This window comes from Microbacterium sp. H1-D42 (genome assembly GCF_022637555.1).
GTDB lineage: Bacteria > Actinomycetota > Actinomycetes > Actinomycetales > Microbacteriaceae > Microbacterium.
The window spans coordinates 221,395-241,924 of sequence record NZ_CP093342.1; the positions used below are offsets into that span (position 1 = coordinate 221,395).

Below are 20,530 nucleotides of genomic sequence, written 5' to 3' on the forward strand. Positions count from 1 at the left end.
GCGGACACGTCACGTCATATTCGGTCAGAGAGTCCCGAACCGCGGTGCAATGTGCATTCGGAGTATCGTGCCACGACCAGGTCGACGAGCTCCGTCGGCGGCTCGGAGTCAGGCCCGGAGCCGGTCCCGGAGTCAATGGCCGCCGCGCCGTCGAGCAGCGGAGCCGTGATCGCATGGTCGCCGGCCTGACGGCCGGCGAGGTCGAAGAAGAAGCCGCGGGCGAGCAGGTAGGTGGCGACGTCGGCATGTGGATGCTGTCGCAGCACATCGGGGAGAGTGGGCGTGCGAGCCGCCAGGTACGCGGTGATGACCTCTCGGCCGGTGACCTCGGCGAGCAGGGCGGATTGCTGCTCAGCATCCGACACCGAGCGGGGATCGCGCGACCCGGCCACGGCGAGCACGATCGGAACGTCCGGCTCCTGCACGACCCCGGTCTGTTCGAGCTCGGCAATGCGCGCTGCCAGCACCCGCGCCAGCCGCACGTCAGGTCCGAGAGGTGCGGTGACGACCACCTCGTCGCGGCCTGCGGCCGCCTGCCCGAGATCGACGCGCACATGGAAGCCCTGCGAGAGCAGCAGCGGCACGACCACCGTCGGCCCGGTTGATGCTGCCACGGCCGTGACGGCATCCGGCTGCTGCACGTCGACGAACGCGGCACGCACATCGACGTCGGGCAGTCGCTCGGCGACGGCGGCGACCAGCGCCGCGATCGCCGCAGCGCCGTCGGGATCGGACGTGCCGTGCGACACGGCGAGCAGAGCAGGACGGGACATGGCCTGGAAGTCTAGGCCGGCCACAGCGTCACCGCGCGCGTGTCCGTCATATGCCGACGCGCACGCCGGCGAGCCCTGGGCGCAGCTTCTGACCTCAGAAGCTGGTGACCAGGTCGCCGAGCACCTCGCGCAGCGTCGTCGGGTCGGTCGCGTCGTAGTAGTGCGCCCCTGTGGCCCCGGCGATCGCCTTCAGCGTCTCGACATCGGCGTCCTTGCCATAGGCGAGCGTGAAGATCAGCACCGGACTGTCATGGTGCAGCTTCTCGAGCGTCTTGTTCATCGCCGCCATCTCGGTGGTGGGAACCTTGACGTCGTTCTCGCCGTCGCTGAGCAGCACGATCGCGTTGATGCGGTCGGGGTCGTTCGCCGCGGCCTGCTTCTTCGCGAAGTCATCGACCGCCTGGTACAGCGGGGTGTCGCCCATCGAGGCGATGCCCTTGAGGTCGGAGACGAACTCGTCACGGTTCGCGCCGATGTCGCCGACAGCGGTCAGCTGTCCAGGTACGAGCTTGCCGTCCGGCGACTGCGCGAACGCAGCGAGTCCCACGTTGTCGCCGGGCGTGAAGTGCACGAGGGCGGCCTCGATGGCCTTCTTGGCCTGAGTGAGCTTGGTGTCCTTCGCCGAGATCTTCTCGTCCATGGAGCCTGAGACGTCCAGCAGGAACAGCACGTTCGCGCGCTTGCGCACCTCGGGGAACGCGTGCTGCGCGGCCATCAGCACGTCGCCGGGCGAGGCGAGCTGGATCTTCGTGCCCTGCGTGCTGAGCTGGCCGATCCGCTCCACCTCGTCGTCGAGTTCGCGGTTCAGGTCGCGGTAGCCGGCAGAGCGCACGATCGACTGCCCTTCGGCGCTCTGTGTGAAGCGGACGAAGTCCGCCGTGGCGGCCTGCTCGGCGGCATCCACCCAGTCACCCGCCAGGGGGATCACCGGATTGTCGGCGACGTACGCGCCGTCGGTCGGGTAGATCGGCACCAGCGGATCGGCGGGCGGCTCCTCGAGGGTGCGGGTGACGCCGTCGCGGCTGACGATGCCGCGGTTGTAGTCCCACACCGACTTCTCATCGACGATCACGGCCGAGAGGAAGTCGGCCGCGGCGCCCTTCGTCTCGGCCTGGCGTGCGTGCCAGAGGAAGTGCTCGGGGGTGGCCATGTAGTGGCTGGTCGCCAGCTCCTGCTCGTGCACGCGCGCGCGCACCTCAGCATCCTGCACATCGGCCGCGGTCACCTTGCCGAGCTTGTCGGAAGCGACGCCGTACGACGCGAGCATCGCGGCCGCACCGGAGGTGGCGACCAGCGGGCTCGTCTTGCCCAGCTTGAACGTGCCGACGTCGTGCATCCCGTGGCTCGACCAGATGTCAGCATCCGCACCCGCGGCGAGCACTTCAGCCCACGTCGGCGCCTGCTCGTCCCAGCGGATGGCGGATGCCAGTGAGTGCGGCATCGCCGGGATGAGGTCGGAGTACGCGACCGGAGTCGATTCGCCCACCGGGGCATCCGCGCCGGCGGTCGCCAGCCACATCGACGAGTCGGGCAGCCAGACCGTGGGGCGCTTGTCGGCGGCGTAGACCCCGAACGAGGCGGCGGCATCCTCCGCAGCCATGCCCGACTTCGAGCGACTTGCCTCGACCGTGACGCACGAGCCGTCGATGTCGCGGGGTGCGGCGTTGTATCCCTCGGCGAGCTGCTCGACCATCTCGGCGTTCTCGAATGACGACAGCACGCGCACGATGGTGCAAGGCCCGGCGCCGGCTGCCGCTGCGGGGGTGTCGGCGGGGAACTCGATGAGCTCGGCGGCCGGGGCGTCTCCGGCAGGTGCTCCATTGTCACCGGCATCAGGGTCGCCGCCTGCGGCGTTGCCGGCGATGCTCGCTGTGACGAAGCCGAGACCGGCGAGCAGCGTCACGATCGCTGCCGACATGGCGATGATCGCCACCTTGCGCTTGCGGCGGGGCGGCTGCTCTTCGGAGAGGCTCGGCTGCGGCGCCGGTGCTGCGGCGGGTGCCGCGAGTCCGGCGCCGGAGCCGCTGGCGGCGCCTGTGAAGGTGGGGATCGGCTTGGTCGCCGGGGTCGCGCGACGCGCTGCCCTCGAGGTGGGCTTGTGCGTGATCGGCTTCGGCGCCGACGCGGGGATCGCACCACCGGCGAGCGGGGTGCCCGGCTCACCCGCACCCACATCGAGATGCGTGGATCGGCGGGCAGGCGGAAGTGTGGGGTCGGACATAGCGCTCCGTTGCAGACGGCGCGCCGGGTAACACGCCAAGCGAGATGATATCGTGTCGCGCCCGCGGAGTATACGTCAGACTTTCAGCTTGCCCGTCGAGCGTGACGCGGCCTCAGCTGCCGGCGGTGTTCATCATCCCGAGCACCACAGCGCACCACCACGCCAACTGCGAGATCGCGGCCGACCCGGCGCACCACACCTTGAAGCGCCTCGGCACCCGCTGGAACGGCATGTGCACCGGCATCCGCGCCATGGTGTCGGCGAGCTTGCCGACCGCGACACCGTTGAGTCCTGCGATGAGCACGGCGACCATCTTCACGGCCGTGAGCGGCTCGCCGAGATCGGGGGCGAGGAACGCCCCCGATGCCAGCAGACCGGTGATGCCGAGCCACGCCAGCGGCGTGACGGCATGCTCGATGCGATGCACGTCACCCAGTGTCGCCCGGCCGAACACCCATTGCAGTGCCTTCGCATCGAGCACGACCGTGGCGCCGAGACCCGCGATCACCGACGCCAGGTGCACGAAGAGGAACGGCAGGTGGAACATGTCGCGCACCTGCACGGACGTGCCCACCCACAGCGACAGCCCCATGCCGAGCAGTACGGCCCAGTACCCCAGGGCGCGCCGATGGCGCGCCAGACGGAGGTCCTCGCGGAGGCTCAAGGGGAGGCTCGGGGCCACGGGGGCTGGTCCCTTCGGATGGCGACGGGCGGGCATCGCCGCCTCGGGCAAGGCGGGTGGGTGCAGCCCCCGCGCCCGTCGCGCGTCGGCATGCCCGCTTGCGCGGTGACCCCAGAATCACTGGCATCCATCAACCGCGACGGACGCCGGAATCCCATGTTAGTCAGGGGAGTGCGGTGCACTGAACCCCCGCGGACAACTCGGGATGCTCCACCTTTCGAATGATCTTTCGCCGAGGATGCCCGTTCTGACCGCTGATCGGGCGGATCCATTGGCGGCGTCGCCTAGCGTGGATGCAGACCTACCGAGGAGAAGAATTGTTCACCAAGCCCGCTCGCCTGTACCGCGTGCTCGCGATCGCCGAGGCGATCACCTGGACGCTGCTGATCAGCGCCCTCATCGCCCGCGCCGTCGGAGCGAACCCCGTGGTGGTCACGATCGCCGGTGGCATCCACGGTTTCGTGTTCCTCTCTTATGGCGCGATGGCGATTCTCGTCGCGTTCAACCAGCGCTGGCATCCTGGCGTCGCCGTCACGGCCGTCGCCAGCGCGATCGTGCCGTACGCGACCATTCCGATGGAGATCTGGCTGCATCGCACCGGACGCCTCGAGGGCGATTGGCGCCTCGTGGAGACCGACGATCCGCGCGATCGCACCTGGTACGACCGCACGATGCGCTGGTTCCTGTTGCGTCCCTGGGTGCTCGGCGCGCTGATCGCCGTCGCGATCGTGGCGCTCTACACGGTGCTGTTGATCCTGGGCCCTCCCGGCGGCAAGTAAGTCTGCACTCGCCGTCTGCGTCCGCGTCCGCGTCCGATCTCGGTGTCGGACTACTGACGGTCGGGTGCGTACCCGGCGTGTCGGGCCCGCGCCGCACCGTGCGTGACGCCGCGCATCAGTAATCCGACACAGTGGATGCCCGGGGCTGGGTCCCTGAGCATGTCGAAGGGTCAGGTGTACGAAGACGCGAGCAGCTCGGCGAACAGCTCTTCGGCATCGCACTCGACCCGGCGCCGCGCGAACCAGTCGCACACGTTCACGCAGTCGCGGTGCAGCAGGTCGAGCCCTTGCGGGTTCGCGATGATGTCGACGATCTGAGGCAGGTCGATCACCCGCACCCTGTCGTCGTGCACGAGCAGGTTGTACGGCGAGAGGTCGCCGTGCGCGAAGCCGGCATGCGCGAAAGTGCGCATGATCTCGACGACCTGGTCGTACAGCGCGGCCAGTTCGGAGGTGCCGCTGCGCACCTGCGCGAGCCGAGGCGCCGCGGTGGAGCCGGTGCCGATGAACTCCATCAGCACCTCGGATCCGTTCACCTGCACCGGATACGGCACGGGGGCGCCGATCTCGTGCATCCGGCACAGCGCCTCGAACTCGGCGAACGACCACTCGGCGGCCGCGACCTCGCGGCCGAACGCGGTCTTCTTGGCGATCGCTCGCGCGTCGCGGGACTTCTGCACCTGCCGACCCTCGGTGTAGACCGAAGAGCGGTGGAATGCGCGGTGCTCGGCGCTGCGGTAGCGCTTCGCGGCGAGCAGCGTGCGCTGAGACGGGTCATCTGGCACGGCGCGCTCGATGAGGAACACGTCGGCCTCCTTGCCGGTCTTGAGCACGCCGAGCTCGGTGTCGATGGCGCCGGCAGACGTCACGACCCAGTCCGGCCACGGTTGCGGCCCTCGCTCTGACGGCGTGATCGCCGGCCAGGTGGACCAGCGCTGGTCTTCGTCGGGTTCGACGTCGGCGAAGGCGAGTTCGATGTCATCGAAGGTGGATGCTGGGACGCGCGGTTCGGTGGCGTCGGGGAAAGAGGCGTCGGAAGACGCGAAAGAAGATGTCACGATGTGGACTCCGGGAGAGGGAGGCCACGCGCGGATCAGCGGCTGGTGGCCTCGAGAGGAAGATGGTCGGCTGAGAGCACGACAACGACAACGACTGCGTTCATCGCTCACTCCTCTCGCTCGGATGTCCCACGGCTTCCGGGCTGATCCCGGTGCACCCGCCGAGCCTAACCCCGTGATGGGTCGGTGTCCAGCATCCGATCGGTGGCGCATCGATGCCGGCATTCGACACCGCGCTAGGGTCGAGCCATGTCGGGGGCAGACGCGGGGCCGTTGCAGCGCACCGTCGTGCTGTTCGAGGGCAGGAGCGACCGGCTGGCGTTCGAAGTGCTCGCGCGTCGGCGCGCGAGCAACCTGGCGGGACTCGACCTCGTCGTCATGGACGGCATCACGAACCTGCGCACGCGGATGATGGCGCTGCGAGGGCCTGGCGTGCGGGTGCTCGGCCTGTTCGATGCCGCCGAGGGAGCGTACGTCGCCAGGGTGCTGGGTGATCTCGGGATGGTGGATGCCCGGGCATCCGACCTCACCGCGATCGGCTTCTTCGGGTGCGAGCGCGATCTCGAGGAGGAGGTGATCCGCGCCGCCGGTGCGGAGCTGGTGCTCGAGACGCTTGCAGCCCGTGGGGAGCTGGAGCGGTTCCGGGTGTTCCAGCGGCAGCCGGCGCAGCGCGTGCGCAGCGTGGCGGAGCAGTTGCACCGCTTCGCGGGCACGACCGCCGGCCGCAAGTCGCGCTTCGCCGCCGACATCATCGAGGTGCTTCCGATGGAGCGGATGCCAGCGCCGTTGGTGGGGCTGCTGGAGGCTGCTGCTGGTGGTGCGCAGAACGGCGATCCGTCGCGCATAATGTAGTCGGCGCAGATCTCGATGCGTCGTCCGCCTCTCCGCATTCACGACCATCAGAAGGCCGCAACGATGCCGCGACTGCCCCTCCGCCCCTTTATCGCGCTGCTTACTGCTCTCGTGCTGCTCATATCCGGGGCGGCTCCCGCTGCCGCTGCTGAATCGAGCGGCAGCATCCGAGGGGAGATCTTGGATGAGGTCGGCGGGCTGCTCGTGCGCGACGAACGCAACGTCACTATCGAGCTGTACGCCGGCGACCAGGCGAAGACCGCCGTGCTCAGCACGGCGGTGGTGCTCGACTTCGACGGCGGGTTCGTCCTGCCGGATGTGCCTGCAGGGCGCTACGCAATCGCCTTCCGGCCGGCAGCGTCCCGGCTGGTCGGTGAATGGTGGGGTGACACGCGGCGGGCTGCGGACCGGGCATTCGTCGACGTCTCTGCCGGAGGGGCAGTCGATGTCGAGGTGCGCCTGTCGAGCGCGGCTGTGGTGAGTGGAAAGATCGCGGGCCGGGATGTTCTCGAAGCGCCAAACATCGCTGTCACGGCGACGAGCGGTGACGCAGAGCTGGATGGCTGGCTCATGCGCCGAACGACGGACGAGCGCATGTCCGGAACCTATGAGCTTTTTCTGCCTCCCGGGATCTATGACTTGTCGTTCAAAGATGAGTCCGGTGCTCATCAGCCGCTCGCTGTGCGCGGAGTGCAGGTCGGGAGCCAGCCCGTCGTTGAGAACGTGACTCTGGCCGCCGCGCGTGCCTCGATCGCGGGGAGGATCAGCGTGAGAACCCCGAGCGGAGTCGTCCCCCAGATGGATGGCGCCTCAGTCGTTGCTTATGCATGGTCCGCGGCGAAACAGGCCTGGTCGAGCGTGGAGTACTGTGGGAGCCTTTGGCGAGATGATGACCGGTATCTCGTGGACTGTCTCGCGCCGGGTCGGTACAAGCTTGCCGTGATCTATGACGGCACCGAGGTGTTCGCGGGGGGAATGGATCTGGCCTCCGCGAAGGAGATCACGGTTTCCGAGACGCAGACCCTCACGGGAATTGACCTCGTCATCGACGCGCCGGTGAAGGTCAGTGGTCTGGTCGCCAGGCGCACAGCCGCCGGTGTCGTCGAGGCGATATCGGGGGCCACAGTCACCGTCTGGCGGAAGACGGTGCATGGGGACTTCGCGATCGTGCCGGATGCCGTACGGGGGTACACCTCGCACGGAGCGACGTCCGACGACGGCGAGATCTTCGGTGAGCTGGTGCCCGGGACTTACATGTTCAAGATATGGGCAGGCAGCGGCACCGCCGCGACCTATCTGCAGGGGCAGCGCCTGTTCGAGAACGCACCGCAATTCGAGCTGGGTCCGGGAGACAAACTCGACCTCGGTACCGTCGTGCTCGCCAAGCAGTCCTTCGAGGTGAAGCGTGTCGCTGGGCCCGATCGATTCGCGACCGCGGTCGAGGTCTCTAAGCAGATTGTGCCAACCGGACAGCGCGCGTCTGTCGTATATCTCACCAACGCGCGCGATTTTCCGGATGCCCTCGCCGCCGGGCCTGCCGCCATGCGCGCGAACGGAGCGGTGCTGCCCGTTTCGGAGTCGTCGCTGCCCGCGAACATCGCGGCTGAACTGCGTCGCCTGAATCCGAAGCGGATCGTGCTCGCCGGAGGATCCGGCGTGATCTCCGATTCGGTGAGGGTCGCGGCTGCGCGAGTGGTGCCGTCGGCGACTGTCGTGCGGCTCGGCGGTGCGAACCGCTTTCAGACGGGCGACCGCATCGTGAGAGATGCGTTCGGCGCAGGCAGCAAGTACGCGATTATCGCAACGGGTGTCACCTATCCCGATGCACTGGCTGCAGGCCCCGCGGCTGGTCATCTGAACGCCCCCGTCGTACTCGTGGATGGACGTAAGGGCTTCAGTGCCGACACGAGGGCCACGCTCACAAGACTCGGCGTGCAGGATGTCTTCATTGCGGGCGGCACCGGTGCTGTCAGCAGCAGCATTGAGAAGGGGCTGAAGACAATGCTCGGCTCCGCACACGTCACGCGCCTCGCGGGCATCAACCGCATCGACACGGCAATGTTTCTCAATCGGGAGATCTTCGGGGAGAGTGACCACGGCTTCGTCGCCAGCTCGGCTGGCTTCGCCGACGCGCTCTCGGGTGGACCGTTGGCGGCGAAGCATGATGCCCCGCTGTATCTGGCGCAGCAGAAGTGCATCGGTCACTGGGTGCTCGATGATCTTCGTTCGAAGGCTACTGCGCGCCTGGTGCTGCTGGGCGGTACCGGTGTGCTGGGTTCGGGGGTGCAGCGACTCGTGGAGTGCCGATGAGTTGTCGCCACCGATTCGAGTTCGCCGAAAGTTGAGTCACCTGCTATCAACTTTCTTGACAGCATCCGATCGCACAGTTACACTTGAGTCATCACGACTCAGGTTTCCTTGAGTCGTATTCCAGACATTCACCAACACAAGGAGAAAACACATGGCACGTGCTGTCGGAATCGACCTCGGAACCACCAACTCCGTCGTCAGCGTCCTCGAGGGCGGCGAGCCCAAGGTCATCGCCAACGCCGAGGGTTTCCGCACCACCCCGTCGGTGGTCGCATTCACCAAGGACGGCGAGGTGCTGGTCGGCGAGACCGCCAAGCGCCAGGCCGTCACCAACGTCGACCGCACCATCTCGTCGGTCAAGCGCCACATGGGCACCGACTGGTCGTTCGACGTGGACGGCAAGAAGTGGACGCCGCAGGAGATCTCTGCGCGCATCCTGATGAAGCTGAAGCGCGACGCCGAGTCGTACCTCGGTGACACCGTGGCCGACGCCGTCATCACCGTTCCCGCGTACTTCAACGACGCTGAGCGCCAGGCCACCAAGGAGGCCGGTGAGATCTCGGGACTGAACGTCCTGCGCATCATCAACGAGCCCACCGCTGCGGCTCTCGCCTACGGCCTCGACAAGGGCAAGGAAGACGAGCTCATCCTGGTCTTCGACCTCGGTGGCGGCACGTTCGACGTCTCCCTGCTCGAAGTGGGCAAGGACGACGACTTCTCCACCATCCAGGTGCGCGCCACCTCGGGCGACAACCGCCTCGGTGGCGACGACTGGGACCAGCGTGTCGTGGACTACCTGATCAAGCAGTTCAAGGAGACCACCGGCGTCGACGTCTCGGGCGACAAGATCGCTCTGCAGCGTCTGAAGGAAGCCGCAGAGCAGGCCAAGAAGGAGCTCTCCTCCTCGACGAGCACGAGCATCAACCTGCCGTACCTGTCGCTGACCGAGTCGGGCCCCGTCTCGCTGAGCGAGACGCTCACCCGCGCGAAGTTCGAGGACCTCACCAAGGACCTGCTCGACCGCACCAAGAAGCCGTTCGAGGATGTCATCCGCGAGGCCGGCATCAAGGTCAGCGAGATCGACCACATCGTTCTGGTCGGTGGCTCCACGCGTATGCCCTCGGTCGCCGAGCTCGTCAAGCGCGAGACCGGCAAGGACGCCAACAAGGGCGTCAACCCGGATGAGGTCGTCGCTGTCGGCGCCGCTCTGCAGGCCGGTGTGCTGAAGGGCGAGCGCAAGGACGTTCTGCTCATCGACGTCACCCCGCTGAGCCTCGGCATCGAGACCAAGGGCGGCATGATGACCAAGCTCATCGACCGCAACACCGCGATCCCGACCAAGCGCAGCGAGACCTTCACCACGGCCGACGACAACCAGCCGTCCGTCGCGATCCAGGTCTTCCAGGGTGAGCGCGAGTTCACCCGCGACAACAAGCCGCTCGGCACCTTCGAGCTGACCGGCATCGCCCCGGCTCCCCGTGGCATCCCGCAGGTCGAGGTCACCTTCGACATCGACGCGAACGGCATCGTGCACGTGTCCGCCAAGGACAAGGGCACCGGCAAGGAGCAGTCGATGACCATCACCGGCGGCTCGTCGCTGTCGAAGGACGACATCGATCGCATGGTGCGCGAGGCCGAGGAGAACGCCGCTGAGGACAAGAAGCGCCGTGAGGCCGCCGAGGTCCGCAACCAGGCCGAGTCTCTCGCCTACTCGATCGACAAGCTGATCAAGGAGAACGAGGACAAGCTGCCTGAGGACGTCAAGACCGACGTGCAGGCTGATGTCGACGCGCTCAAGACGGCTCTGGCCGGCGAGGATGAAGACGCGGTCAAGACCGCGTTCGACAAGCTGAACGAGTCGCAGGGCAAGCTCGGCGAGGCGATCTACGCACAGGGTCAGGCCGATGCTGCCGCCGGCGGCACCGAGGGCGAGGCCCCGGCCGACGACACCGCTTCCGATGAGGACGTGGTCGACGCCGAGGTCATCGACGACGAGGACGAGAAGAAGTAACCATGACGGACAAGAACTTCGACGACAACAGCGCCGAGGTTCCGGGCGAGGGGTCGGGTGCGCAGGCACCCGGCCCCGAGTCGCAGAACCCGGGCGCCCAGCCCAACCCGCCTGCCGCTGACGCAGCCGCGGCCGAGGGCTCGGACGACGACCTGACGGTCGACGACATCCTGAATGCGATGCAGACCGACGAGGCCTCTTCTGACGACGGATCGGATGCTGGGATCGTGAACGCCGAGCACGCTCTGCTCAACGACCTCAAGCGTCTGCAGGCCGAGTACGCCAACTACCGCCGCCGCACCGAAGAGCAGCGTCACATCGAGATCGCCCGCGCGAAGGGGGAGGCCGCAAAGGACCTGCTGCCGGTGCTCGACGACCTCGACCGCGCGCAGCAGCACGGCGATCTGGTCGAGGGCTCTGCCTTCTCGGTCATCGCCGGGAAGGTGCGCACCGTCGTAGAGCGCCTCGGCGTCGTCTCGTACGGTGTCGCGGGCGAGGAGTTCGACCCGCAGCACCATGAGGCGATCTTCCAGCAGCCCACTCCCGGCGCCACCAGCTCGACGATCCTCGAGGTCGTCGAGGTCGGCTATCGTCTCGGCGACGTCGAACTGCGCCCTGCGAAGGTCGTCGTCTCTGTTCCAGCGGAGTAGGTGATCAATGGCAAGCCAGGATTGGTTCGACAAGGACTTCTACAAGACGCTCGGCGTCACCAAGGACGTCTCCGACGCCGACCTCAAGAAGACGTATCGCAAGCTCGCGCGCAAGTACCACCCCGACTCCAATCAGGGTGATGCCAAGGCCGAGGCGAAGTTCAAGGAGATCAGCGAGGCGTACAGCGTGCTCAGCGACGCCGAGCAGCGTCGTGAGTACGACGAGATCCGCGCGATGGGGTCAGGCGCCCGCTTCACGGCGCCAGGTTCCGGGGCATCCGGCGGCTTCGAGGACGTCTTCAGCCGATTCGGTCAGGGCGGCGGCCAGCAGGCCGACTTCGATGACATCTTCTCGATGTTCTCGCAGGGCGGCGGCGGGTCGTTCGGCTCCGGTCGATTCGGCCAGCCGACCGGTGGCTACCGCGGATTCGGCGGCCCGCAGAAGGGCGCCGACGTCACGGCGACCACCACGCTCGACTTCGTCACGGCGGCGCAGGGAGACACTGTCAGCCTGCAGTCTGCCGACGGCAAGCCGTTCAAGGTCAAGGTGCCGGCGGGCGTCAAGGACGGGCAGAAGATCCGTCTGCGCGGTCGCGGCCGTCCCTCGCCGGACGGTGGCGAACCAGGTGACATCGTGTTGCAGGTGAAGGTCCGCCCGCATCCGGTGTTCACTCGCGATGGACTGAACCTGCGCCTGACGGTGCCGGTGACGTTCACCGAGGCGACGCTGGGTGCCACCATCGAGGTGCCGACGCTCAGCGGCGACGTCGTGAAGCTGCGGGTCGCCCCCGGCACGCCCTCCGGGCGCGTGCTGAGGGTGAAGGGCCGTGGCATCAAGTCGACCAAGGGCACCGGCGATCTTCTCGCCGAGCTGCAGGTGGCGGTGCCGTCGCACCTCGACGATGCTGCTCGTGCGGCTCTCGAGGCCTTCGCGGCAGCCGAGCCCAAGGAGAACCCGCGGGCCGAGATGATGGCGAAGGCGAAGGCCTAGTCATGGATGCTGACGTGCCCGTCTTCGCGATCGCGGTCGCCGCGGAGCTGGCCGGCATGCACCCCCAGACGCTGCGGCAGTACGACCGCATCGGACTGGTGGTGCCCGGCCGCACCCGCGGCGGCTCGCGGCGGTACTCGATGCGCGACATCGAGCAGCTCCGCGAGGTCGCCCAGCTCTCGAGTGAGGGGATGAGCCTGCCGGCCATCGCCCGCCTGCTCGATCTGGAGGACGAGGTGCGGATGCTGCGGCGGCGCGTTCTGGAACTCGAGGGTGCGCTGCGCGCCGAGCGCGAGACCCGCCCCGGCATGCGCGTGTTCGCCGCCGGGTCGACCGGTCAGGTCGTCACTGTCGGCTCTGGCCGGCGGATCCGGCGCTCGACGGAGGTCGTGCTCTGGCATCCGCGCTCCCGTGCATCTGACGACGCCGCGCCCGACGAGAACTGACGCACTCGTGCCCTAGGCTTGCCGGGTCGGGGGGCGACGGGATGCCTCCTGCTCAACCGGAGGAAACCCCATATGCGCACTGCGCCGAAGTCCGTCCTGTTCATCACCGCACTCGCCATCGGCATCGGCCTCACCGGCTGCTCTGCCGGCGGGCAGTCCGTCGCCGACGCCTGCAAGATCATCTCGGATGAGGGCGCCGCGATCACCAGCAGCGCCCAGGAGGCCATGGGCTCGGCCGCATCCGACCCGAAGGCAGCTGTCGACGCGCTCGGCGACGTACAGAAGCAGTTCGAAGAGCTCGGCGGCAAGATCACGAACGCAGAGGTCAAGCCCGCGTTCGACGACTTCGTGTCTGCGTATGGCGACCTCACCAGCGCGATCGGCATCATCGCCGAAGACCCCGAGAACTCCTCGGACGCGATGACCGCGATGTCGGATGCCACCACAAAGGTCACCGACGCCGGTCAGGCCATGAACAAGCTCTGCTCGTGATCTGACCCTATTGAGAAACCAGCTCCTGCATGAGAGATCACGCAGGAGCTGGGTTTTCGTGCGGGAAGTGGTTTCTCGCGGGCGGTAGTGAGCGCGGATGGAGGGGTCAGATGCCGAGCACGGCCTTCGCGATCAGGAAGTAGATGATCAGGCCTGTCGCGTCGACGAACGTCGTGATGAAGGGGTTCGAGAACACGGCGGGGTCGACCTTGATCGCGCGGGCGGCGAGCGGCATGATGCCGCCGATGGATGCTGCCACCGTGCACACTGCGAGCAGAGTCAGCCCGATGACCAGGCCGATGTGCCAGTCGTAGATGAGTCCGGTCAGGGAGAACCCGAGGATCCCCAGCAGCAGGCCAAGGCTCATGCCGACCCTGATCTCCCGGGAGAGCACCTTGCCGAGATCCCGAGGCGTCACCTCGCCCAGAGCGAGTGAGCGGGTCACGGTCGTCGCGGCCTGATTGCCGGTGTTGCCGCCGGTGCCGATCAGCAGCGGCACGAACAGTGCCAGCACGGTCATGTGCGCCAGCGTCGCCTCGAAGGTGTCGAGCACCTGCACCGTGAGCGTCGCACCGACCGCGAGCACCAGCAGCCAGACCACCCGCGAGCGCACCAGGCGCCGGATGGGCGTGGACAGGTAGGAGCGGCGCAGCGGCTCGACGCCGCCCTGGCGGGCAGCATCCTCACTCTCCTCCTGCTTCAGGATGCGTGCGGCGTCGTCGATGGTCAGCACGCCCACCAGGCGCTCCTCGCTGTCGACGATGGGCAGGGCGAGCAGTCCGAGGTCGGTGGTGCGGCGGGCGGCGGTCTCAGCATCCTCCTCCGCAATCGCGACATGCGCATCGCGCATGATGTCGGCGATGATGCTGTCGTCCTCGGCTGCGAGCAGGTCGCGCAGGCTGACGACGCCGACGACGCGGCGGCCGGAGTCGGTGACCGGAAGCGTGTAGATCGTCTCGGCGTGGTCGAGGTCTGCGCGCACGCGCCGCATCGTCTCGCCGACGGTCAGCTGCGGGTGCGTGAGGATCACCTCGGGGCTCATCCGGCGCCCGATCGCGTTCTCCGGATACCCGAGGACGGATGCTGTCAGGTCGCGTTCGCGCTGTGAGAGCCCGCGCAGCAGTCGAGGTGCGACGGACGCCGGCAGCTCGTCGAGCAGCCAGACCCGGTCATCCGGATCCATCTCGGCGAACAGGCGGGTGACCTCGGCATCCTGCAGCGCCTGGATCAGGTCGCTCTGCATGCCAGGCGTGAGCGCCTCGAACACCTCCAGCGCACGCGTCTTCGCCAGCAGACGATAGACGATCGCGCCGTTCGCGATGCGGAGCCGCCCGAGCAGTTCGACGATGTCTGGGACCGGCATCGGTGTGAGGGCGGTGGATGCTGCCGCGAGATCACCGCGGTCGATGGACTGCTCGATCGCCTCGGCGATGTCGGAGATGTGCTGCAGCTGCTTCGGAGTCATGGCATGCCTTACGGGAAGGCACCGCCGACAGCGGAGAGCGGAGCGACTCAGCCGAGCGGTGCGGAAGGGGTGGGAAAGACGGGTCTGCGACTGTGACTGTCACTGGACATGAGATACCACCTCACTTCCTGGGGGCTCGGGGCTACTCGTGCCACCCTACCCCGGGGCGGCTGAGTGCCCTCATCCGAGCGGGTCGACGGCGAACCGGAAGGCGGCGCCCTGGCGGAACGGCTCGACGATCTCGAAATTCTCGTAGGCTGGGCCGCCGGGGATCTCCGAGGCGCTCGCCCAGTACGACCACCGAGCGTTGACCAGCACCTCAAGATCAGGGTGCGGGTCTTCGATACGCCACGTCTGACGGGCCCGTCGTCCGAGGAACCGCCAGTGCTCTGCCATGTCATCGGCGTACGTCGCGGACCACGGGTCCTCTTCGTCTCCGATCGCACTGACCACGGCGACGTCGCCTTCGCGACGCAACCGGGACAGGTCGAAGCGAGCATGCCTCGAGAATCCGGTGCCCGAGAACTCCGGCCACAGTCCACGCGGCGATGCGGTGCCATCTGCGAGCTCGAGCACGCGCAGGCGCGCCCAGTTGCCCATCGTCGCGGTGAGGATCAGGTTCTGTAGGGGTACGGACGTCTCGTTCGCGAATCCCGCCACTTCCACCTCGTGTGGACGATCGGCCCGGAATCGCACGCGTACGCGCACATCAGCGCCGTTGTCGAACCGCTCGACGCCGATCCAGACGGTGAGGTGCTCGACGCCGTCGATCACCTCGAGCATCCCTCTCGCCGGAGCCAGCGGGTCCGCTGGGACGAGCACATCGTCTGCCCGATCGCCCGACCAGAACCGCTTGCCGCGCTCGCCGGGATCCAGTGCACTCTCCTCGAGTTCTGAGTACCCGCGCACATCGCTGCCCACCGGGACCGGCTCGACGGCGATGAAGTTGACCAGCCGCTCACGTGGATGGTCGAGGTAGGACGTGAAGATCCTCAGCAGACCGCGCGGCCCAGGAATCGGATGGATTCCGACCTGCAGGCCATCGGCATGACCCCACCGCGGCTCAGCATTCGATCTGACGGTCGGCCTCAGCCAGCGTCCGTCGGTCGCGGCCCGAGCGGCGGTGGCGAAACGCTCTTCCCCAGTCATTTCCGTCTCCTTCATGTTGAAATCGATTTCTTGATGGTATCGATTTCAGTAGAGTGAGGCCAGAGTCAAGGAGGATCATGCGTCGCGCTGCTCTCGTTCGCATTCTCGCCGGTGCCGCCGCGGTGGCTTCGGTCGTCATGTTCGCCGGCTGCTCGCCAGGAGGTGCGGTGAGCATCAACACCGACCCGAACCGGCCCTTCGTTCTCAAGGGCGTCTCAGGAGTCACTGAGATCGCGCAGCTGACGGGGCCGGATGCCATGAACGACACCGCATCGGTGGGGGTCGCCGGCACCGATCTGGGCTCGATGGTGAATCTCGGCGAGCGGACCTTCTTCCTCTTCGGCGACACGTTCGGCGAACGCGCGCCGGATGCGATCGGCGGCCAGGGCGACTTCTGGCGATCCAACGTGATGGCCTGGTCGAACGACGACGATCCGACCGATGGCATCTCCTTCGATGGGTGGCTCGAGGACGACATCGGATTGGCTGCGCCGATCATCGAGGGAGACCATGACTCCAACGAGATCGGCGGCGAAGTCACCAAGATCCCGACCTACGGATTCGCCATCGCCGAGACCCTCTACGTGTCGTACATGTCAGTCAAGCACTGGGGAGAGCCCGGGGCGTGGGATGCCAACTTCGCGGCCCTGGTGAAGTCGACGGACGGGGGCGAGAGCTGGCATCCGGTCGATGGCGTGCAGTGGCCCGGCGAGTCGAACTTCATCCAGGTGGGGACGGCGAACGTCCGGGAATCAGGGGTCGACTACATCTACTTCTGGTCGATACCGGCCGGTCGTTTCGGGGGTGTGCAGCTCATGCGCGTGCCGGCCGACGAGGAGTCGGTGGAGTCGCAGGGTGCATACGAGTACTTCACGGGGGCGACGGGCGAGAAGCCGCACTGGAGTCACGAGATGGCCGACGCGACGACCATCGTCGACGGCACGATCGGTGAGCTCTCGGTGATGCACTCCGAGTACCTGGATCGGTGGGTCATGACGTACTCCGATGCCGGCAACGCGTACATCCGCGAAGGCATCACCCCGTGGGGGCCGTGGGGTGATCCCATCGAGCTCATCTCGCGGTCGGACTACCCAGGTCTCTATTCGCCGTACCTCAATCCGCGCTACACCTCGGACGACGGCAGGACGATCTACTTCACGCTGTCGCTCTGGGATCCCTACAACGTGTTCTGGTTCTCGGCAGAACTGGAACGGCCGTGATCTCGGACGGTTCTCTTGTGCTTGAAATCGATTTCGTCTAACGTGGCGATCAAGCGGTCGACGGCGACCTGTCCGCTCGACCCTGGCGCCGGCGTCAGCCGGCAACACAGCCCCGATTCGACGACGATTCGTGTTCCTGAGGAGGAACCCATGGCAATCACCACATCGAGCAAGAGGCGGATCCTGCTGTCCGCTCTCGGCGCGATCACAGCGGTAGGCCTTCTGGCCGGCTGCGGATCCAGCACACCCGGCGAGGGTGCGGATGACGGCGGCGGCAGCGCCGACGGCGTCACCACGGTGCAGTTCTGGCACCGCAACTTCACGCCTGTGGAGAACGAGTGGTACAAGGACATCGTCAAGAAGTTCAATGCGTCACAGGACAAGATCAAAGTCGTCGACACTGAGGTTCCCGGTGACGCGTGGGACCAGAAGATGAAGGCAGCGCAGGCAGCAGGCAAGGCCCCTGACGTCTACACGTTCTCTGCGAGCATCACCGATGCGGTCAACGCGAAGCAGCTGCACTCGCTGACTGACATCGTGCCGCAGGACAAGCTCGACGAGATCATCGAGCAGGCGCAGCCGATCTCGCAGATCGATGGCACGTATTACGCCTATCCGCTGCTGCTCGAGCCGCAGACGGTGCTGTTCTGGAACAAGGCCATGCTGGACAAGGCCGGGGTCGACAGCGCGAAGGGCCCGGAGACCTGGGAGGACCTGCTGGCCGCGTGCGCGAAGATCCAGCCGACGCTTGCCAAGGGGCAGTACTGCATCTCTCCCGCCGCCGACGCACCCACCTTCGCCTGGTCGAGTGTCGGCCAGCAGTGGAACTTCGCCGGCCACACGGCGCTCACTGACGACTGGACGGCCCCGAACATCGACAACGACGGCTACCGCGACCTGATGTCGCAGTACAAGGCGCTGTGGGACAACGGCTACATGGCCAAGCAGGCGCTGGCACCCTACGTCGCCGGCAAGGACTTCGGCGAGCAGAAGGTCGCGTTCAAGGTCTCGGGCTCGTGGATGATGTCGGAGATCGGCTCTGACTTCCCCGACATGCTGCAGAACACCGGGGTGGGTGCGTTCGTCAACTCCAAGAACGCCGACGGACGCGGTGCCACGACGCTCGGCAACTTCCGCTGGGTGATCGACGCCAAGACGAAGAACGCCGAGGCGGCCGCAGAGTTCCTGACCTGGGCGCTGGCTGGCGACCCTGACCTGCTGGTGCCGTTCTTCGTCGGCACGCAGTTCACGAAGGTGCCAGTGCGCACCGATGTGCAGGACGCCGTCGCGAAGGATGAGGCCGCCGCAGACGCGCCGTGGTCGGACATCGTCGTCAACGACATCATCCCGACCGCGATCCCCGAGCCGACGTACCCGTGGGATGTCTCCCTCGCAGTCGGCACGGCGATGGAGTCTGTGATGAAGGGCGCCGCGACGCCGGATGCCGCCATCGCCACGGCCGAGAAGGCGATCCAGACGGTCATCGACCGGGATTCGCTGCCTGAGAAGGCACCGAAGAACTGATCATCGGATGCCGGGGATCAGCAGCATTCTGATCCCCGGCATTCCCCTGCACCCACACGACAGGAACGCACATGACCACCGTCGAGAAGAGTGCGCGACACGACGCACGCCAACGGCACGACAGATATCGCTACCGGGACACCAAGCTCGCCTTCCTGATGCTGGCGCCGGTGGTCATCCTGCTCGGCATCTTCGTGATCTGGCCGGCCGTGTACGCGGGCTACCTGTCCTTTCAGGACTGGAGCTTCTACAAGGATCCTGAGTTCGTCGGCTGGAAGAACTTCACCGATGTGCTGAGCGATCCGCTGTTCATCGCCACGATCGGCCGCGGCTTCATGTTCGTGCTGATGACGGTTCCGCCGATGCTCATCCTGGCCTTCCTGTTCTCCAGCCTGGTGGTTGCCGTTTCGCGCCGTTTCGCCAGCATCCTCAAGGTCAGCATCTACATCCCGACGATCATCTCGGCGGTCATCGCCTCGATCATCTTCGTGCTCATCTACGACTACTCCGGCGGACTGCTCAACGCGTTCCTCGGCGTCTTCGGCGTGGAGCCGATCGCCTGGATCGGCGATCCCAAGTGGGCGCTGCTGGCGATCGCGATCCCGGCGATCTGGCTGGGCATGGGCCTGACGTCATTGATCATGGTCGCCGCCATGGTCGACATCCCCGTCGAGTACTACGAGGCGGCGGCGATGGAGGGCGCCGGCTGGTGGCAGAAGACCTTCTACATCACGATTCCGCAGATGAAGAACGTGTTCCTCTATCTGCTGGTGACCGGCTTCGTCGCGGCGATCCAGCAGTTCGAGCTTCCGCTCGTCATGACCGGTGGTGGGCCGCTCGACTCGACGACCCTCCCGAACCTCTTCATCTTCAACCACTTCCGCAACGACATGAACGTCGGCTACTCGATCGCCGCTGCACTGCTGCTGTTCGTGGTGCTCGGCACCGTCTCGGCCCTCGTGTTCAAGTTCGTCAACTCCGAGAGGCTGGTCGACTGATGGCCGTCATGCAGGGTGAGACCACCCGGATCGTCCTCGCGGGCAAGGAGCCCGCGCCTCGAACGAGGATGCCCCGCACCACCGGTGGGTGGCTGACGTTCGTCGGCAAGCTGCTCGTCGGCATCGTCTTCATCGTCGCCGCCCTGTTCCCGCTCGCCTGGATGGTGATCGCCGGATTCAAGTCCAAGACCGAGGTCATCCAGACCCCGTTCCAGTTCTTCCCCGAGGTCTGGCGCTGGGAGAACTACACGCAGATCCTCGCGGACCCGACTTTCTCACGGACCATGGTCTGGACGTTCCTCGGCGCCCTCCTGTTCACGGTTCTCGCACTCGCGGTCAACTCGCTCGCCGCCTACGCGTTCGCTCGGCTCGACTTCCGCTTCAAGCGCACCATGTGGGTCATCGTCATCACGACCATGTTCATCCCTGGCATGACCATCCTGCTGACCAGCTTCATCGTGGTCACGCGGCTGTCGATGCTCGACACGCTCGCCGTGCTCGTCATCCCGGGTGCTGCCAGCGCTGGCATGGTCTTCTTCATCCGGCAGTTCTACCTGAACATCCCCGCAAGCCTGGAGGAGGCGGCAATGCTCGACGGATGCGGGCGGTTCGGCATCTTCGTCCGCATCTTCCTGCCGCTGTCAAAGCCGCCGTTCGTCGTGATGGGCATCACGGCATTCCTCGGCTACTGGAACTCGTACGTCTGGCCGATCATGACGATCACCACGCCAGAGCGCTTCGTCGTGCAGCAGTACCTGGCGACGTTCCGCTCGGAGCGCAGCACCGAGCTCGGCCTGCTGATGGCCGGATCGCTGCTGGCCGCAGCGCCAGTCATCATCCTGTTCCTCATCTTCCAGCGCCAGATCATCGGCAACATCAAAATGGCAGGGCTGAAGTAGAGCCCCCATC

At 66.5% G+C, this 20,530-nt stretch carries 18 protein-coding genes; 12 read left to right on the top strand and 6 right to left on the bottom strand.

From position 1 onward, the window contains the following. Positions 1-14 precede the first annotated feature (14 nt). The 3 genes from MNR00_RS01070 to MNR00_RS01080 all read right to left on the bottom strand — a co-directional run bounded on the left by MNR00_RS01070 (position 15) and on the right by MNR00_RS01080 (position 3,658). Positions 15-773: a CbiX/SirB N-terminal domain-containing protein gene (locus MNR00_RS01070; RefSeq protein WP_241927323.1), complete on the bottom strand. Its 759-nt coding sequence runs from the start codon at positions 771-773 to the stop codon at positions 15-17. A 94-nt stretch (positions 774-867) separates the two neighbouring features. Beyond that, positions 868-2,994: a VWA domain-containing protein gene (locus MNR00_RS01075; RefSeq protein WP_241927324.1), complete on the bottom strand. Its 2,127-nt coding sequence runs from the start codon at positions 2,992-2,994 to the stop codon at positions 868-870. Positions 2,995-3,106: 112 nt separating this feature from the next. Next, the gene (locus tag MNR00_RS01080; RefSeq protein WP_241927325.1) at positions 3,107-3,658 is read right to left on the bottom strand and encodes a hypothetical protein; all 552 of its coding nucleotides are present in this window, start codon (positions 3,656-3,658) and stop codon (positions 3,107-3,109) included. 311 nt (positions 3,659-3,969) lie between these two features. On the opposite strand from MNR00_RS01080, the gene MNR00_RS01085 reads away from it, so the two are divergent. Beyond that, positions 3,970-4,455, top strand: a complete 486-nt coding sequence (locus MNR00_RS01085; RefSeq protein WP_241927326.1) for a DUF3817 domain-containing protein — start codon at positions 3,970-3,972, stop codon at positions 4,453-4,455. Between the two features lie 170 nt (positions 4,456-4,625). On the opposite strand, the gene MNR00_RS01090 is transcribed toward MNR00_RS01085, so the two are convergent. Further along, positions 4,626-5,513, bottom strand: a complete 888-nt coding sequence (locus MNR00_RS01090; protein ID WP_241927327.1) for an RIO1 family regulatory kinase/ATPase — start codon at positions 5,511-5,513, stop codon at positions 4,626-4,628. 249 nt (positions 5,514-5,762) lie between these two features. Here MNR00_RS01090 and MNR00_RS01095 point away from each other — a divergent pair, with 249 nt between their 5' ends. The 7 genes from MNR00_RS01095 to MNR00_RS01125 all read left to right on the top strand — a co-directional run bounded on the left by MNR00_RS01095 (position 5,763) and on the right by MNR00_RS01125 (position 13,265). After that, on the top strand, positions 5,763-6,365 hold the full coding sequence (locus MNR00_RS01095) for an ATP-dependent endonuclease (RefSeq protein WP_241927328.1): 603 nt from the start codon (positions 5,763-5,765) through the stop codon (positions 6,363-6,365). A gap of 111 nt (positions 6,366-6,476) precedes the next feature. Beyond that, positions 6,477-8,675 (top strand): cell wall-binding repeat-containing protein, encoded by a 2,199-nt coding sequence (locus MNR00_RS01100; RefSeq protein WP_241927329.1) that lies wholly within the window; start codon positions 6,477-6,479, stop codon positions 8,673-8,675. 151 nt (positions 8,676-8,826) lie between these two features. After that, entirely contained in the window at positions 8,827-10,686 is a 1,860-nt protein-coding gene (gene dnaK, locus MNR00_RS01105) for a molecular chaperone DnaK (protein ID WP_241927330.1), read from the top strand. Positions 10,687-10,688: 2 nt separating this feature from the next. Beyond that, on the top strand, positions 10,689-11,336 hold the full coding sequence (locus MNR00_RS01110; protein ID WP_241927331.1) for a nucleotide exchange factor GrpE: 648 nt from the start codon (positions 10,689-10,691) through the stop codon (positions 11,334-11,336). Positions 11,337-11,343: 7 nt separating this feature from the next. Continuing rightward, positions 11,344-12,327, top strand: coding sequence for a DnaJ C-terminal domain-containing protein (locus MNR00_RS01115; protein ID WP_241927332.1), 984 nt, complete (start codon positions 11,344-11,346; stop codon positions 12,325-12,327). 2 nt (positions 12,328-12,329) lie between these two features. Continuing rightward, positions 12,330-12,773: a MerR family transcriptional regulator gene (locus MNR00_RS01120; protein WP_241927333.1), complete on the top strand. Its 444-nt coding sequence runs from the start codon at positions 12,330-12,332 to the stop codon at positions 12,771-12,773. Positions 12,774-12,845: 72 nt separating this feature from the next. Next, positions 12,846-13,265: a hypothetical protein gene (locus MNR00_RS01125; RefSeq protein ID WP_241927334.1), complete on the top strand. Its 420-nt coding sequence runs from the start codon at positions 12,846-12,848 to the stop codon at positions 13,263-13,265. A gap of 106 nt (positions 13,266-13,371) precedes the next feature. Here the strand turns inward: MNR00_RS01125 and mgtE are convergent, their stop codons facing one another. Then, entirely contained in the window at positions 13,372-14,730 is a 1,359-nt protein-coding gene (gene mgtE / locus MNR00_RS01130; protein ID WP_241927335.1) for a magnesium transporter, read from the bottom strand. A 180-nt stretch (positions 14,731-14,910) separates the two neighbouring features. Continuing rightward, positions 14,911-15,879, bottom strand: a complete 969-nt coding sequence (locus MNR00_RS01135) for a hypothetical protein (protein ID WP_241927336.1) — start codon at positions 15,877-15,879, stop codon at positions 14,911-14,913. Between the two features lie 77 nt (positions 15,880-15,956). Here MNR00_RS01135 and MNR00_RS01140 point away from each other — a divergent pair, with 77 nt between their 5' ends. From MNR00_RS01140 to MNR00_RS01155, 4 genes are all read left to right on the top strand, one after another. Then, the gene (locus MNR00_RS01140; protein ID WP_241927337.1) at positions 15,957-17,099 is read left to right on the top strand and encodes a DUF4185 domain-containing protein; all 1,143 of its coding nucleotides are present in this window, start codon (positions 15,957-15,959) and stop codon (positions 17,097-17,099) included. Positions 17,100-17,249: 150 nt separating this feature from the next. Continuing rightward, positions 17,250-18,623: an extracellular solute-binding protein gene (locus tag MNR00_RS01145; RefSeq protein ID WP_241927338.1), complete on the top strand. Its 1,374-nt coding sequence runs from the start codon at positions 17,250-17,252 to the stop codon at positions 18,621-18,623. 71 nt (positions 18,624-18,694) lie between these two features. After that, the gene (locus MNR00_RS01150) at positions 18,695-19,621 is read left to right on the top strand and encodes a sugar ABC transporter permease (RefSeq protein WP_241927339.1); all 927 of its coding nucleotides are present in this window, start codon (positions 18,695-18,697) and stop codon (positions 19,619-19,621) included. Beyond that, positions 19,621-20,520, top strand: coding sequence for a carbohydrate ABC transporter permease (locus MNR00_RS01155; RefSeq protein ID WP_241927340.1), 900 nt, complete (start codon positions 19,621-19,623; stop codon positions 20,518-20,520). The genes MNR00_RS01150 and MNR00_RS01155 overlap by 1 nt, the downstream gene beginning before the upstream one ends. Positions 20,521-20,530: the final 10 nt, after the last annotated feature.